Below are 15,081 nucleotides of genomic sequence, written 5' to 3'. Positions count from 1 at the left end.
TCGAACTCCGTTGTTGCTGTTGCTTACTTCAGGCTGATGGTGGTGTTGACGCCATGACCCAGCGTCTCGTCATCGAACCAGCGTGAGGTGATCGTCTTGGTCTGGGTGTAGAACATCACCACCTGCTTGCCGTACGGGCCCAGGTCACCGAGCTTGGAGGCACGCGAGCCGGTGAACGAGAACAGCGGCACCGGCACCGGGATCGGCACGTTGATGCCGACCTGGCCGACGTCGATGTCTTCCTGGAACTTGCGGGCGGCCGCACCCGATTGGGTGAACAGCGCGGTGCCGTTGCCGTTCGGGTTGGCGTTGATCAGTGCGATGGCGTCTTCGAGCGTGTCCGCTTCCAGGATCACCAGCACCGGCCCGAAGATTTCCTCGTCGTACACGCGCATGCCCGGCTTGACGCCGGCGAAGATGGTCGGGCCAACGAAGTTGCCCTTCTCGAAACCATCGACCTGCGGGTTGCGGCCGTCGAGCACCAGCTTGGCGCCCTGCTCCACGCCCGAGGCGATCAGGCCTTCTACACGCTCACGCGCGGCGCATGAGATCACCGGGCCGACATCGGTACCGGCGACACTGCCGCCGCTGACCTTCAGCGTCTTGGCCTTGGCCACCAGGTCCGGCACCCACTCGCGCGCTTCGCCCACCAGCACCAGGGTGGAGGCGGCCATGCAGCGCTGGCCGGCCGCACCGAAGGCGGCACCGACCATCGCGTTGAGGCTCTGTTCCTTGTTGGCGTCCGGCAGCACCACGGCGTGGTTCTTGGCGCCCATCATGCACTGCACGCGCTTGCCGGCCAGCGAGGCGCGGTTGTACACATGGGTGCCGACGCGGGTGGAACCGACGAAGGACACCGCCTTGATATCCGGGTGGTCGCAGATCGCGTTGACCACGTCTTCACCGCCGTGCACGACGTTCAGCACGCCCTTGGGGATACCCGCTTCCAGCGCCAGTTCGACCAGGCGCATGGTGACCATCGGGTCCTGCTCGGACGGCTTGAGGATGAAGGTGTTGCCGGTGGCGATGGCCATCGGGAACATCCACAGCGGAATCATCGCCGGGAAGTTGAACGGGGTGATGCCCGCGCACACGCCGAGCGGCTGCAGCAGGGTGTAGGTGTCCACGCCGTTGGCCACGTTGTTGGCCAGCTCGCCGAGCTGCAGGTTCCCGATCGCGGCAGCGTGCTCGACCACTTCCAGGCCACGGAACACATCGCCCTCGGCATCCGGCACGGTCTTGCCCTGCTCGGCGCTGAGGATGTGGGCCAGCTCGCTCATGTTCTCGCGGATCAGCTGCTGGTACTTCAGGAAGATGCGCGCGCGGGTGCCGATCGGGGTCTTGCGCCAGGTCTTGAACGCTTCCTTGGCCGAGGCGACGGCGGCGTCGACTTCGCTGGGGGTGGCAAACGGGACCTGGGCCAGGACGTCCTGGGTGGCCGGATTGACCACGTTCTGCCACTGCGAGCTGGCCGATTCGATGAACTGGCCATCGATCAACATGCGGATACGGGGCGCTGCAACAGTCATGGACAATCCCGGCGGGTCGAAAGTTGTTTGCATTATTCACAGTGCCACCCTCGATTTCCGGCCTGTATGCGCTTAATCTGGCCAATCCCCGCTACGATTTTTGTGAATTCTGTGAATAGCCAGCCCGTCCAACGCCAGATCGGCCTGCGCCTGCTCAAGCTGCGCGAGCAGCGCGGCTACAGCCAGCTGGCGCTGGCCAAGGCGCTCGGGCTGTCGGCCAGCTACCTGAACCAGATCGAGCGCAACAAGCGGCCGCTGACCCCGGCGGTGCAGGGCAAGCTGCGCGACGTACTGGGCGATGTCAGCGAGCTGTTCGAGGTCGATGACCCCGGCGCGCTGCAGGAATCGCTGGGCGAGACCCTGCGCGACCTCGGCCTGGCCGATGTCAGCAGCACCGAACTGCGCGCGATGGCGGGCAACCTGCCGCAGATCAGCCGTGCCCTGCTCGACCTGCACCGCCGCCACCTGATGCTGCGCGAGCATGCCGCCGCGCTGGAGTTCCAGCTGGGCGATGTGCATGCCGGGCAGGCGCTGCCCGCGGGCGACCAGGTCCGCGATTTCTTCAACCGCATGCACAACCACATCCCCGAGCTGGATGACCTGGCCGAGCAGCTGTTCGGCGAATGGGGACTGGTGGCCGGGCACGTGGCGCCGCGACTGCGCCAGCTGCTGGCCGACCGCCATGGCGTGCTGGTGGAAGTGGGGCCGCTGCAGGCCGGGCGCGAGAAGCGCGTCTACGACGGCGGCAGCCGCACGCTGTGGCTGCCCGACTATCTGGAGCCGGGCCAGCAGGCGTTCCAGATGGCCGCGGAGCTGGCCCTGCTCGGGTATGCGGCGCAGATCGATGCGGTGATCGCACGCGCCGGGTTTGGCGAGGCAGAGCAGATAGCACAGGCGCGGATCGGCATGTCCAACTACTTCGCCGGTGCGCTGGTGATGCCGTATGCGCAGTTCCTGCGCGCCGCCGAGCACAGCGCGTACGACATCGATGCGCTGGCCCATCGCTTCGGCGTGGGCTTCGAGGCGGTCTGCCATCGCTTGAGCACGCTGGCGCGACGCAGCGCGCCCGGCCTGCCGTTCTTCTTCATCCGCGTGGACCGCGCCAGCAATGTCTCCAAACGGCATTCGGCCACCGATTTCCACTTCTCACAAGTGGGTGGCTCGTGCCCGTTGTGGATCGTGTACGAAGCCTTCAACCAACCCGGGCGCGTACTGACCCAGACCGCGCGGATGCCTGACGGACGCCGCCACTTCTGGCTGGCGCGGCAGGTGAGCAGCGGCCCGATCGGGCATGGCCAGCCGCGCAAAACCTTCGCGGTGGCGCTGGGCTGCGATCTGCAGCACGCCGAGCGGTTGATCTACACGCGCGGGCTGGATATCCAGAGCCCGGGCAACTCGGTCTCGATCGGCCCGGGCTGCCGCGTGTGCCCGCGCGAGGACTGCATGCAGCGCGCGTTCCCGCAGCTGCCGGGCCGCGGCTGATGCGGTCCGGTGGCAGTTGGATCGTGCCGGCCAACGGCCGGCACCTACCGGTTTGAAGGACACCGGTCTAGTAGATCGGCGTCACCTTCATCTGCGGCAGCGGGCGCGGCGCGCCGTCGGTGAGGTCCGGCCCCAGGTCTTCCCAGGTCTGGCCCTGCTCGACCATGTGCCGCCACAACTGCTGCGATTCGCGGCGTTTGTCTTCCGAGCTCAAGCGGTAGGACGGCGGCACCGGCGTGCCGGTGGCCACACTTTGATACGCCGCTTCGTAGGCCGCCACGCGTTGTGCGGGGTCATCGGTGCGCGCCACATCCAGCGTGTAGCGCTGGTAGGCCGAAGCCAGGTTGCGCCAGCGGATCCAGTAGTGGTTGGCGAAAGAGAAATCGCAGAAGCGCTCCCCGGCGATGCTGCCCTTGTCGGCGATGCGGCTGAGCACGGCCTGCGGCATGTCCAGGTTCATGCCACCTTCGTCGCCCTCCAGCGCGACATGCACGATGCGGTCGCGGTACCCCGGCGCACGCGCCTGCAGCACATCGCGCCAGTTCTGCATGGTCGATACGATCGAGAACAGGAAGCCGGACATCTCCGCGGCGGCCAGCGGCCGCGCGATGGACTGGTAGGTGCGCTGCCAGCCATGGCGGTTCTCGGTCGGCAGGAACACCGCCTGCTCCGCCCGCGCATGCGCGCTCGTCTCCGCCTCAGGCACTGCACTGATCGCCTCGGCGGCCTGCGCATAAACAAGATTGATGCCGAACGTGGGCCAGCGCGGTAGCGCGGCATCGAACAGGTGGATCGGGAAGTTGCTGCTGATCCCGCCATCGGAGAACCAGCACACACGGAACGCGGTGATCACCGGGCCGCAGTTCTGGCCACCACTGGTCAGCCCTTCCATGCTGTCGGCGACGTTGGTGTTGTCGCGACGAGGCTCGGCATCGGCCACCGGCGCGCAGCGACGTTCGCGACGGGCAGGCTCGTGCAGCGGCACCGCGCTGATCAGCAGCGGGAAGCTCAGGCTCATGCGGGTGGCGACCAGCACCGGCAGCTCCTCCCCGTCCACCAGGCGATAGTAGTCGCGCCCGTCCACCCGCTCCGGCGCGCCGGCCCGTGCAACCAGCCACTCGACCACGCTGGCCGGGAACAGCTGCGCGAACTCTTCGCGCAGGAACCAGAAGTGCGCAGCACTGAATGGCAACGTGCGCGGCTCACTGTGCGACACGCAGGTGGTGATCATCTGCAGCGTGATCGCGTGCGCACCGCTGGGCTCGCCGGGATAGCGTGGGGCCGTATGCAGATCGCCGAAGGTCAATGGCTGGTCATGCGGCTTGCCGGCCAAGGCCTGCAGCTGGGTATGCAGCCAATCCGTCAGCGCCGGCGCGGAGGCATTCGGCTGGGTGCTGCCGTTGCACAGGCCGAGCAGATTACGCCGGGCCACCCGGGCCACGCGCAGCGCCGAGGCCAGTACACCGGCGCCGTAGGCGCACAACAGGGAGGGCAGCAACGTCGCCCAGATGCCATCAATGCCACCGGCCAGGTAGCCGATGCCCAGCAGGCCAGCCAGCGACAGCAGCACCTCCAGCGGCGCGATCGCGAACACCGCGGCGAGCAGACAGGCGATCTTGCGCAGCAGGCCGGCCTTGCCGGTGAGCATCACCAGCAGGCGGTACGCGGTGCGCGCGCCGTACGCCGGTTGGAACAGGCTGTGGATGAAGCCCTGTCGGGACAGCTGGGCGGACACGTCGGCCAGCCCCGGAAAGCCCACCGCCGCCGCTACCGGCTCCCCGGCCTGGCGGCGCCGATCGCCCAGCGCGGCCGCCGCGGCCACGGCGGCGGCAATGGCGCCGGCCGAGGTGCCACCGATGCTCTTGAAGCGGTACTCACGGGCCAGCGAAAGCACCGCGTTGGGATACACGATGCCGCTGGTGATGCCGCCCTTCATGACCAGATCGCAGTACTTGTCCGCCACGTTGCCGTCCTCTGTCCGCCCGTGCGTGGCCGATCCACGCACCCTCCACAGCGGTGCCTGCCACGAGGCAGGCACCGGGGAGATCGATGGCGACAGTATCGCCCGCGCGCTTCTCAGGGCCTGAGAAGCGCGGCACGGAACGGCTTATTCAGCGTTGCCGGACTGCGGCACGCGCCGCACCTGGGACAAGTCGTAACCGAGCGCGGCGATGCGGGTCATCGCCGCTTGATAGTCGGCATCGGAGATGGTCGGGGTGCGCGCCATCAGCCACATGTAGTCGCGCTTGCTGCGGCCCACGATGGTCTGCTTGTAGTCCGGATCCAGGTCCACAATCACGTACTCGGCCTGGATCGGCCAGATGAACTGCATGCCCCAGATCGCGCCGCCGGTGCCCTCCTTGACCGTCCCGACCGGGTGCATGGTCTTGATCGGTGCCTGGAAGCTGCCCTTGCGATAACGGAAGGTGGTCTGGATGCGGCCGTCCGGACGCAGTGCGTAGGACTCCACGGCATCGAACGCTTCACGTTCGGGCCGGCTGGGGATATGGGCGATCACATACCAGTCGCCCATGAAGCGCGGCACGTCCACATGCGCCACGGGCGGGATCGGACGGGTGTTGCCGCTGCAGCCGACGAGCATCATGCCGACAACCAGCAGGGGAACGAGAGCACGGATGGACATGACGGCTTCCTCCAGGAACGTGGGGTGATCACGGACGGTTGAACAGGTAGTGGGCCACCTGCCACTGCTGGCCCTGCTGGTAACCGAACAGCTCGGCGCAGGCCATCCAGAACATGCGCCAGCGCTGATGCCACAGCGCGGCCGAGGCGTCGCCATAGGTCTGCCGCAGCACCGCCATCACGGCCTCTTTCTCGCGGTCCTGATTGGCCAACCAGTGGTTGGCGGTGCGCTCGTAGTGGGTACCATCGAGCAGCCAGCGTTGCTGCAGCTGCAGGTGCTGCTGGAAGAACAGCAGGGTATCGGCCGCCGGCATCAGGCCACCGGTGAAGAAGTGGCGGCCCATCCAGTTGTCGTCGCCCTCGGTCTCGAACGGGTACATCAGCGTGCGGTGCACGAAGATGTGCACGAACAGCTTGCCCTCCGGCCGCAGCCACGAATGGATGCGCTGCAGCAGCTGCGGGTAGTTGCGCATGTGCTCGAACATCTCGATCGAGACACAGCGATCAAAGGTCTCGGCATCGAGCGTCAGGTGATTCACATCACGGGTCAGCACGGTGACGTTAATCAGGCCACGTGCACGACACTGCCCCAGGATGTACTCGCGCTGGCTGTTGGAGTTGGAGACGGCGGTGATCTGCGCGTTCGGATAGCGCTCGGCCATCCACAGCGTCAGCGAACCCCAGCCACAGCCCAGCTCAAGAATATGCTGCCCATCGGCCAGCTGTGCGCGCTCGCCGTACAGCGCGAGCATCGCCTCTTCGGCTTCGTCCAGGGTTTCAGTGCCGGTGGCGTAGTAGCAGCTGCTGTACTTCAGGCGCTTGCCGAGGCAGCGGTGGAAGAACTCGGCCGGCACTTCATAGTGCTGGCGATTGGCCGCATCCACGTGCAACGCCACCGCGCTGCTGGCCAGCCCGGCGATGCGCGCGGCAAAGCGCTGCGACTGGACCTGCTGGCCGCCGGCAAGCTCTTCGCGCAGGCGCTGCTCGCACTGGCGGCGGATGCCGAGCCGCAACAGCGTATCGGGCAGCACCCCGCGTTCGGCCAGGCCGGTCAGGCCCGGTGCGTAGTCCGGCAGCGGAAGACGGTCACTGGCGACATTCATGGTGAAGATTCCTTGCGGGCAGACGACGAACGGGAGGGGAACCACGGAAACAGCATCGGCGTGGTGCGTTGGTATTCGCGGTAATCCTCACCGCGCGAGCGCAGCGCCTGCGCTTCGGTGAAGGGGATGCCGCTGACCCAGCGCAGGAACACGTACATCACCAGCGGGCCGGACCAGGCCAGCCACCACAGCGGCGACTGCACGGCCAGCAGCACGTAGGTGAACCAGTGCAGCCATTCGAAGAAATAGTTGGGATGCCGCGAGTAGCGCCACAGCCCATCGCGGCAGGTCTTGCCCTTGTTGGCCGGATCGGCGCGGAAGCGCGCCAGCTGACGGTCGGCCAGCGATTCGCCGCCCACGCTCAGCAGCCACATCGCCACGGCCGCGATCACCCAACCCCAACCATGTGCTTCCGGATTCACCGACACCGCCACGAAGGGCAGCGCGAACAGCACGATCAACAGCGCCTGGAACTGGAAGAAGCCGAAGATCTTTCCCTGGTGGCCATTCCAATGCTTGCGCAGATGCTGGTAGCGGCCATCCTCGGGCTCGCTGCGCACGCGGTGCCAGAGGTGCAGCGCCAGGCGTGAACCCCATAGCCCGCCCAGCACGGCCAGCGCGATCCTCGGCATCGCCGCGCCATCGCCGAGCAGTGCCAGCAACAGGGCAGAGGCGCCCACACCCTTGGCCCAGAGCACATCGACCACGCCGATGTTCTGGTGACGGCGCTGCCACCACCAGCCCCAGGTCATGATCACGGCGGCGTACAGCCACACCACCCACAGCATCTTCATCGTGTGTCTCCTGGAGCAAGTGTGGCGAGGGGTACCGCACGGGTCTGCCAATGACGGGCGCACGCCGCAAGCACCGGCAATGCGATCGCCCAGCCCAGGCCGAGCAGCAGCACGCCGTGCCACTGCGGCGCGGCGAACACCACCGACGACCAGCCGCGCGCGGCGGACAGATATGCCAGCGGGGCCAGCAGCAGGCCAACCAGCGCTGCCGCAACCAGATGCCGCTGCAGCACCGCGAATGACACCGTGAGCGTCATCGCGAACGCGGCCCACAGCGCGAGGATCCAGACCGGGGCGATCCACGCGGGATCATTGCCGGCCGCGTACAGCACCCAGCCGGAGGCGCCGGCCAATCCGTCAACGAGCAGCCCGCAGCCAAGCGCGACCAGCATCAGCCTGACTTCAACTGACGGCTGCGCGGACCAGACCAGCTGACTAGCCACGTAAACCGCCGCTGCCACCAGCGCGGGCCAACGCAGCCCGTGACCGGCGCCGGTCACGGCGCACAGCCAGACCAGCTGGTTGCCGATCACGTTGGCCCAGAAACGTGGCACCTCAGGCCTCCCCGGCAATCAGTGCGGGCCGGTAGCCCGGACGCGCCATCAGCAGGTGCGAGACGCCGATGGAGCGCTCCAGGAAGCCACCTTCGCAGTACGCCAGATAGAACTCCCACATGCGGATGAAGCCCGCATCGAAGCCCTGTGCACGCACCGCCGGCAGCTGGGCCAGGAAGCGCTGGCGCCACGCACGCAGCGTCAGTGCATAAGACGGGCCGAAATCATGCTGGCCGATCAGCTGCAGGTCGCTGCTGCGGGTCTTGGCGGCGACGATCGCATTGATCGAGGGAATGAAGCTGCCGGGGAACACGAAGCGCTTGATGTAGTCGACGCTGCGCCGCGCCTGCTCGTAACGCTGGTCTTCGATGGTGATGGCCTGCAGCAGCGCCAGGCCATCGTCCTTGAGCAGGCGGGTCAGCGTGGCGAAGTAGGTGTCCAGGTACTGCGCGCCGATCGCCTCGATCATCTCGATGGACACCAGCTTGTCGTACTGGCCCTCCAGATCGCGGTAATCCTTGAGCAGCAGGGTGACCTTGTCCTGCAGCCCGGCCGCCTCGACCCGCTGCCTGGCCAGCGTGTACTGCTCCACCGAGATGGTGGTGGTGGTGACGTGGCAGCCGATATGGCGGGCCGCGTACAGCGCGAAGCCGCCCCAGCCGGTGCCGATCTCGACCACGCGATCGGCCGCGGTGAGCTGCAGCTGCTCGCAGATGCAGGCCAGCTTGCGCTCGGACGCGGTCTCCAGCGTGTCGTCCGGGCTGGCATACAGCGCCGAGGAGTACATCAGGTCCGGCGACAGGAACAGCGAGAAGAACGGGTTGCCGAGGTCATAGTGCGCGGCGATATTGCGGCGGCTGCCTTCGCGCGTGTTGCGACGCAGCCGGTTCCAGCCTTTCAGCAGCCAGCCGCCGATGCGCGCCGGGCCGCCCTCCATGCCATCGAGCAGATCGCGGTTGCGCACCAGCAACTGCACCAGCGCGACCAGGTCATCGCAGCGCCAGTCACCGCGGATGTAGGCCTCGCCCGCACCGACACTGCCCTGCGCGGCCACCGCGCGGTAGAAACCGGGGTCGTCCACCCAGACCGTCACCTGTGGCAGGGCGTCCGGATCGCCGATCACCACATCGCCCACGGCATCGCGCAGCCGCAGATGCCCGCCGCGCAGCGGTGCCAGTTGCGCCAGCAGTCGCCCGCGCAGGAATCCTTCAAGGGCGGACGGTTGCGGCACGGCCACCGCACGGGTCATGTCGTTCATGGGGATTTTCCGGCAAGAGATGGATGGTCGTGAACGGGGTTGCGCTTGAGCCACAGGCGCAGCGCCTGCCAGTGGATCGCGGCAACCACCTTGAGGGTCATCAGCGGGTAGCGCAGCAGCACGCCGGCCAGGCCACGACCGGTGAGCGGATGGCGCTGCATCACCAGATCGGCATCGAACTGGCACACGCCCTCGCGCCACACCTGCATATGCACGTGCAGGTCATCGCCCGGCGCGGTGAAGCGCCAGCGGTACTCGCAGTCCATCTGCATGAAGGGAGAGACGTGGAACTGCTTGTCGAAGGACCAGCACAGCGCGCGGCCCTGGGCATCGGCCTGCGCCACCGGCAGTACGTAGGCGTGGCGCTCCTTCCACGGCGTGTTGGTGATCTCCGCCACGATGCTGTCCAGCGTGGTGCCGTCGGCGGCGTAGCAGTAATAGAAGCTCACCGGATTGAAGACATGGCCGGCATAACGCGGATGCGTGAGCAGGCGGATCGGCCCGGCGGGCGCGCGGCCCAATGCCTCGGTGATGCGGGCGCGCACGGCATCGGCCAGCGGTTGATCGGGCGCGCCGAGATAGTCGCTGCGGCGGAACTCGACCACGTTGCGACGGCCCACCGACCACAGCCAGCGCCGCTCGAACAGACGCGGCAGTTCGTCCAGGTCCAGCAGCAGCTGCGCGATCGGATAGCCGAACGCATGCGCATGCGGCGCGTGCCGCCGATGGCGCATCCAGCCACGGTAGATCGCACTGGCGGTCATGCCGGCAGGGCCTCGGCCAGCGGCCAGTAAGACTCTGCATCCAGCGCCTGCAGCGCATCGACCACGCGGCGGGCACTGCGGATGCCATCTTCGTGGAAGCCCCAGCCCCAGTACGCACCCGCGAACCAGGTACGGCGATGGCCCTGGATCTCGGCCCAGCGCTGCTGCGCCCGCACCATCGCGTGGTCATGCACGGGGTGGGCGTACTGCAGGCGGCGCAGCACGGTGGCCGGATCGACCGCCTCGCTGCGGTTGAGCGTGACCACCAAGGGCGTCGGCGTGTCGATGCCCTGCAGCAGGTTCATGCAGTAGCTGACCGTGCACGGTGCGAGCGCATCGCGCGGCACATGCGCATTCCAGGCGGCCCAGGCCTTGCGGTCACGCGGCAGCAGGCTGGCATCGGTATGCAGCACGACCTCGTTGGACTGGTAGCGGATCGCGCCCAGCACCGCGCGCTCGGTAAGATCGGCATCAGACAGCAGCGCCAGTGCCTGATCGCTGTGACAGGCCAGCACCAGCTGGTCGAAGCCTTCCAGGCCGGCAGCGCTGTGTACGCGCACGCCATGCTCGTGCCGCTCCACGCCGAACACCGGACACTCCAGGCGCTCGCGCACTTGCCAGCGGCTGCGCAGTGCATCGACGTACCTGGCCGAACCGCCCTGCACCACCCGCCACGGCGCGCGCCCGGTCATCTGCAGCATCTGGTGATTGGCCATGAACTGCACGAGATAGCGCGCCGGGAAGGCGGCCAGGCTGGCCGTCGGCGACGACCACAGCGCCGAGGCCATCGGCAGCAGGTGTTCGTCGATGAAGGTGCGGCCGTAACGGCCCTGTGCCAGGAACTCGCCCAGCGACGGGCCTTCATCGTCGCTTTCCAGCAGCGCCGGTGCCTCGCGGTAGAACCGGCGCAGGTCGCGCAGCATGCCCCAGAAGCGCGGCGAGACCAGATTGCGGCGCTGACAGAACAGGGTGTCCAGCGAGGTCGCGTTGTACTCCAGCCCGCTGCGCTCGCTGTGCACCGAAAAGCTCATCGTGGTCGGCTGCGACGCTACCCCCAGCTCGTCGAACAGGCCGGTCAGCAGCGGGTAGTGTGCAGGGTTGAACACGATGAAGCCGGTGTCCACCGCCTGCGTTCGCCCATCCACCTCCACCTCATGCGTATGGGTGTGACCCCCGAGGTAGTCATTGGCCTCGAACAGCGTCACTTCGTGCTGCTGGCTCAGCCACCACGCACTGGAGAGGCCGGCGATACCCGATCCGATCACGGCGATCCGCATGTCAGTGCTCCGCCTTGGCCAGCACCCAGGCCGGCACGGGTTTGAGATCACGCACCAGCCCGAGCGCGGCCATCGCACGCAGGCCATACCAGGTGACATCCACTTCCCACCAGTAGAAGCCCTGACGCGCGGTACCCGGGAAGAAGTGGTGGTTGTTGTGCCAGCCTTCGCCGAAGGTCAGCAGGGCAAGCCACAGGTTGTTGCGGCTGTCGTCACCCGTGTTGAAACGCTGGCGGCCGAAGCGGTGCGCCAGCGAGTTGATGGTCACCGTGGCGTGGAACAGCACCACGGTGGAAATGAAGAAGCCCCACACCAGCATCTGCCCACCGGTAGTTCCCCACGACGGCGCGATATGCTCCAGCAGCGCACCCAGCCCGAACAATGCGGCGGCCAGCGCGATCGGCACCAGCGTGTCGAAGCGATCCAGCCAGCGCAGCTCCGGGTACTTGGCCAGATCGGGAATGCGCGACCAGTCGGTGCGGAAGCCTTCGACCGTGAGGAACCAGCCCATGTGGCTCCACCAGAAGCCATGCACCGAGGGCGAGTGCGGATCGGCGGCGGTATCGGTATGACGATGGTGATTGCGGTGATGGGCGGCCCACCACAACGGGCCGCGCTGCACGCTGGAGGCGCCGATCAGCGCGAAGATGAACTGCACGGCGCGCGACGTCTGGAAGGTGCGGTGGGAGAAGTAGCGGTGGTAGAAGGCCGTGATCGCAAACATGCGCACCGCGTACAGCGCGACCGCCACGCCGACCGCGACCCAGGACACGCCCACCCAGATCACCGCCAGGCAGGCCAGGTGCATCGCGGCGAACGGGATCGCCCGCACCCAGTCCACGCGCTGTGGCTGGTCCGTCGCGACAGCCGCATCGGTGCGGGTATCGAACCAGCGCAGCAGCGTCGCCCAGCGACGTGGCTGTGCGGTGCGTCCTGCGTCCGGGGTGGGGCTGTCCGACATGACTCGCTTCTCCTGAGGCGTTAACAGGAGATACGACAGGGCACGACGTTTGGATGCACGGATCCGGAAAAAAACCGCGACTCCGTGCGATTACAGGTTGGCGATGTCGCCCTTGGCGATGATCGGGCCGGTCGGAATGCCTTGCGGCGCACCGGTCGACGGTTCCAGCGTGATCGCCAGCACCGAGCCGTTCACAAGCGCATCACGCAGCGTGTCTGGTACGGCCACGGTATGCGCGCGGTCGATGGAGACCAGGCCCAGCGAACGCGGTGCGCCGCCGGCCGGGATCAACCACAGCTCGGGGGCACGCCCGGCTGCATCGGCCGCGGCCGGGACGGGCACCATCAGCACCTTGCCCTGGGCCTTGTCGACGGAGGCCAGCCACCCTGGCGTGCCATCGTCGTGCAACAGCGGTGTGACCGGCTTGGTCGCCTGTTCCGGCTCGGCCGGCGTCGTCGGCGCGGTCGGCGTGACCGCCACCGGCGTCGGCGCAGGTGCGTCGGGCTCGAGATCGCGGCGACTGAACACCGCCACCAGGGCCAGCGCGGCGGCCAGCGCTGTCATGCCCTGCCAGAAACCGGTGCGCTGCCAGACCCGGGGCGAGGCGGTCGTTGCTGCGGGCCAGCCCAGTGACGTGCGGATGCGGGGCCACAGATGCGCAGGCACCGCTTCACTGCCGAACGATTCGAGCAGCGGCGCAAGGCGGTTCTCCCACTGCGTCACCAATCGCGCAAAACCGGGATCGCTGGCGATGCGGCGTTCAACCTCGGCACGCTGGGCGGCATCCAGCACGCCCAGCACGTATTCCCCGGCCAGGATGTCGGCACTCGGCGGCTCGCCGTCGTCGTGCAGATCGTGGAGGTCGCGGACGTTCATCGTTCCAGACACACCCGCAGTTGACCCAGCCCACGACGGATCCAGCTCTTCACCGAGCCCAGCGGCGAACCGATGCGGCGCGAGAGTTCTTCATAGCTGGCGCCATCCAGGAAGGCCAGCCGGATCAAGGACCGACGACGCGGTTCCAGGCTCTCCAGACAGTCCTGCAGGCGCGCGTGGTCGGAGGCCTGCTCGGCGGCGTGCGCAGGCTGCGGGGCGACATCGGGAATCTCCTCCGCCACGGAGAGGTCATCCAGCGCGCGCGGCGGCGCGGCCCGCAGGCGGTCGATCGAGCGGTTGCGCGCCATCATCGACAGCCAGGTCATGGCCGCCGCCTTGGCGCGGTCGAACTGCGCCGCCTTGTTCCAGACCGTGATGAAGACGTCCTGCAGCACCTCTTCGGCATCGCCGCGGTCGCGCAGCACATGCAGGCAGATCGCGAACAGGCGGCCAGAGGCCAGTTGATAGACCGATTCGAACGCCTGGCGATCACCGCCGGCGACGCGGACGAGCAGCTCGTCCAGACGGTGTGATGCGGCGGTGGCGGCGTCCAGCTCGGGCATTGCAGGCTCAATGTCGATAACGGGCGTATCGGCATCCTCCCTGCTCCCGCCGCTGTCTGCAAGGGGGCACTCAGGCACCGCATGTCTTCACCAGCGGCTGCGTACGCGCGGCGGACAACTCGGCCGCAGGCGTGGCAACGGGAGCCGCCGGAAACTCGACCCGCACCTGCGGATACTTGCCCTTCTCATCGCGCACGTTGCCGGTGCCGGTGAACTGCAGCAGCCGCTGGTCCGCGGTGGCATAGACCAGGGTGACCGGGGGCACCGCGAAACCGAACCACGCATCGAGCTTCATCTGCAGTTGCTCGGCCGGTTGACCCTGCCACGTCACCGCGCCGGTGCGTTGCAGTTTCAGCGGCACCAGGCGCTGACGGCTGGGCAGCAGGAACTGGAACGCCACGCTCTGCCCCGCCTGCAACGCCGCCCAATGGCTGCGCACCGCCGCGTCGAAACCGGCATCCACCACCGCGCCCGGCGGAACAGCGATCGCGCGGCTGAACGTCGGTGCCTGCGCGCTGGCGCGGACCGATACCTGGCGGGTGGCGGCACCGCCGCGCACACCTTCCTGATAGCCGTCGCGGCCATCGTCCAGGGTGAAATCCGGCGTCTGCGGGCTGCCCTGCGGGGTCATCCACTTGCGTGCGAAGGGGCGCCCATCGCTGCAGCGGTACAGCACCAACCGCGACTGTGCGCTTGCCGGCCCCTGCAGCCAATGGGTCTCGCGGTAGAGCAGGCGCCCATCGGCGGTGGCGTACGCGCGGCCTTCCTGGCGCTGCACGGTCTGATCGGCGGCACTTACGGGGGCGGCAATCACCGACAGCAGCAGGATCAGGCAGGGCAAGGGCTGGCGCATGGGGGTCCAAACGGGCGGGCTTGCAGGGAGATACGCAGTTGGCAGTGGTTTGGATGCAGCGGGGTGAATCGGGCAGACGACTTGACCATCGCTCGCCTTCGGCCTACCTTGTGCTCGCCGAAGGTATCCATCGCTTCATGCAGATGAAGGGATGGATTTAAATGGGAATCCGGTGAAGGCGCATCCCGCGCCCATTCCGGAGCTGCCCCGCAGCGGTGAATGGAAACGACTCCTGCCAACAGCACTGGGCCTCGGCCTGGGAAGCGGCAGGTACTAGGTGGGCGCCCGCGCCCGTGTCCATCAGCCCGAATACCGGCCCCGGCCGGAGGACACGACCGTCCTCCGATTCGACCTGGAACGTCCGCGGGGAGGTTGCCGGGGCCTGCCGCCATGCCGCCTGCCTGGCGCTGCCCCCGTGCGTCCG

Annotated in this window: 14 protein-coding genes and 1 riboswitch; of the genes, 1 reads left to right on the top strand and 13 read right to left on the bottom strand. The window is 67.6% G+C overall.

Going from position 1 to position 15,081, the window contains the following annotated elements; all coding sequences use genetic code 11:
- Window positions 1-23 precede the first annotated feature (23 nt).
- On the bottom strand, window positions 24-1,529 hold the full coding sequence (locus EDF74_RS16470; RefSeq protein ID WP_123731117.1) for a CoA-acylating methylmalonate-semialdehyde dehydrogenase: 1,506 nt from the start codon (window positions 1,527-1,529) through the stop codon (window positions 24-26).
- Window positions 1,530-1,640: 111 nt separating this feature from the next.
- On the opposite strand from EDF74_RS16470, the gene EDF74_RS16465 reads away from it, so the two are divergent.
- On the top strand, window positions 1,641-3,011 hold the full coding sequence (locus tag EDF74_RS16465; RefSeq protein WP_123731116.1) for a helix-turn-helix domain-containing protein: 1,371 nt from the start codon (window positions 1,641-1,643) through the stop codon (window positions 3,009-3,011).
- Window positions 3,012-3,078: 67 nt separating this feature from the next.
- On the opposite strand, the gene EDF74_RS16460 is transcribed toward EDF74_RS16465, so the two are convergent.
- From EDF74_RS16460 to EDF74_RS16405, 12 genes are all read right to left on the bottom strand, one after another.
- Complete coding sequence (locus EDF74_RS16460; RefSeq protein WP_123731115.1) at window positions 3,079-4,974, bottom strand: patatin-like phospholipase family protein; 1,896 nt, start codon at window positions 4,972-4,974, stop codon at window positions 3,079-3,081.
- Window positions 4,975-5,118: 144 nt separating this feature from the next.
- On the bottom strand, window positions 5,119-5,655 hold the full coding sequence (locus tag EDF74_RS16455) for a lipocalin family protein (RefSeq protein WP_123731114.1): 537 nt from the start codon (window positions 5,653-5,655) through the stop codon (window positions 5,119-5,121).
- A gap of 28 nt (window positions 5,656-5,683) precedes the next feature.
- A complete protein-coding gene (locus EDF74_RS16450) occupies window positions 5,684-6,757 on the bottom strand; it encodes a class I SAM-dependent methyltransferase (RefSeq protein ID WP_123731113.1) in 1,074 nt (357 codons plus the stop codon).
- Entirely contained in the window at window positions 6,754-7,551 is a 798-nt protein-coding gene (locus EDF74_RS16445; RefSeq protein WP_123731112.1) for a DUF1295 domain-containing protein, read from the bottom strand. Before EDF74_RS16445 ends, EDF74_RS16450 begins: the two co-directional genes overlap by 4 nt.
- On the bottom strand, window positions 7,548-8,105 hold the full coding sequence (locus EDF74_RS16440) for a DUF2878 domain-containing protein (protein WP_123731111.1): 558 nt from the start codon (window positions 8,103-8,105) through the stop codon (window positions 7,548-7,550). Before EDF74_RS16440 ends, EDF74_RS16445 begins: the two co-directional genes overlap by 4 nt.
- Before the next feature lies 1 nt (window position 8,106).
- Window positions 8,107-9,363, bottom strand: coding sequence for an SAM-dependent methyltransferase (locus EDF74_RS16435; RefSeq protein ID WP_123731110.1), 1,257 nt, complete (start codon window positions 9,361-9,363; stop codon window positions 8,107-8,109).
- Window positions 9,360-10,127, bottom strand: coding sequence for a DUF1365 domain-containing protein (locus EDF74_RS16430; protein WP_123731109.1), 768 nt, complete (start codon window positions 10,125-10,127; stop codon window positions 9,360-9,362). The genes EDF74_RS16435 and EDF74_RS16430 overlap by 4 nt, the downstream gene beginning before the upstream one ends.
- Entirely contained in the window at window positions 10,124-11,404 is a 1,281-nt protein-coding gene (locus tag EDF74_RS16425) for an NAD(P)/FAD-dependent oxidoreductase (protein ID WP_123731108.1), read from the bottom strand. Before EDF74_RS16425 ends, EDF74_RS16430 begins: the two co-directional genes overlap by 4 nt.
- 1 nt (window position 11,405) lies before the next feature.
- Window positions 11,406-12,365 (bottom strand): acyl-CoA desaturase, encoded by a 960-nt coding sequence (locus EDF74_RS16420; protein WP_260232294.1) that lies wholly within the window; start codon window positions 12,363-12,365, stop codon window positions 11,406-11,408.
- 90 nt (window positions 12,366-12,455) lie between these two features.
- On the bottom strand, window positions 12,456-13,241 hold the full coding sequence (locus EDF74_RS16415; RefSeq protein ID WP_123731107.1) for an anti-sigma factor: 786 nt from the start codon (window positions 13,239-13,241) through the stop codon (window positions 12,456-12,458).
- Window positions 13,238-13,804, bottom strand: a complete 567-nt coding sequence (locus EDF74_RS16410) for a sigma-70 family RNA polymerase sigma factor (protein WP_123731106.1) — start codon at window positions 13,802-13,804, stop codon at window positions 13,238-13,240. Before EDF74_RS16410 ends, EDF74_RS16415 begins: the two co-directional genes overlap by 4 nt.
- A 70-nt stretch (window positions 13,805-13,874) precedes the next feature.
- Entirely contained in the window at window positions 13,875-14,657 is a 783-nt protein-coding gene (locus EDF74_RS16405; RefSeq protein ID WP_123731105.1) for a hypothetical protein, read from the bottom strand.
- A 103-nt stretch (window positions 14,658-14,760) separates the two neighbouring features.
- Window positions 14,761-14,992: riboswitch (cobalamin riboswitch) on the top strand.
- The last annotated feature ends 89 nt before the right edge of the window (window positions 14,993-15,081 follow it).

This window comes from Stenotrophomonas rhizophila (genome assembly GCF_003751305.1).
Classification (GTDB): Bacteria; Pseudomonadota; Gammaproteobacteria; order Xanthomonadales; family Xanthomonadaceae; genus Stenotrophomonas; species Stenotrophomonas rhizophila_B.
Note: the sequence above shows the minus strand (reverse complement) of the source record. Positions and strands in the feature narration are given on the sequence as shown.

Excerpts from the sequence above, each read along its gene's own strand:
- EDF74_RS16470 (WP_123731117.1), bottom strand. The coding sequence starts at position 1,529 with ATGACTGTTGCAGCGCCCCGTATCCGCATGTTGATCGATGGCCAGTTC.
- EDF74_RS16455 (WP_123731114.1), bottom strand. The coding sequence starts at position 5,655 with ATGTCCATCCGTGCTCTCGTTCCCCTGCTGGTTGTCGGCATGATGCTC.
- EDF74_RS16450 (WP_123731113.1), bottom strand. The coding sequence starts at position 6,757 with ATGAATGTCGCCAGTGACCGTCTTCCGCTGCCGGACTACGCACCGGGC.
- EDF74_RS16445 (WP_123731112.1), bottom strand. The coding sequence starts at position 7,551 with ATGAAGATGCTGTGGGTGGTGTGGCTGTACGCCGCCGTGATCATGACC.
- EDF74_RS16435 (WP_123731110.1), bottom strand. The coding sequence starts at position 9,363 with ATGAACGACATGACCCGTGCGGTGGCCGTGCCGCAACCGTCCGCCCTT.
- EDF74_RS16430 (WP_123731109.1), bottom strand. The coding sequence starts at position 10,127 with ATGACCGCCAGTGCGATCTACCGTGGCTGGATGCGCCATCGGCGGCAC.
- EDF74_RS16425 (WP_123731108.1), bottom strand. The coding sequence starts at position 11,404 with ATGCGGATCGCCGTGATCGGATCGGGTATCGCCGGCCTCTCCAGTGCG.
- EDF74_RS16420 (WP_260232294.1), bottom strand. The coding sequence starts at position 12,365 with ATGTCGGACAGCCCCACCCCGGACGCAGGACGCACCGCACAGCCACGT.
- EDF74_RS16415 (WP_123731107.1), bottom strand. The coding sequence starts at position 13,241 with ATGAACGTCCGCGACCTCCACGATCTGCACGACGACGGCGAGCCGCCG.
- EDF74_RS16410 (WP_123731106.1), bottom strand. The coding sequence starts at position 13,804 with ATGCCCGAGCTGGACGCCGCCACCGCCGCATCACACCGTCTGGACGAG.
- EDF74_RS16405 (WP_123731105.1), bottom strand. The coding sequence starts at position 14,657 with ATGCGCCAGCCCTTGCCCTGCCTGATCCTGCTGCTGTCGGTGATTGCC.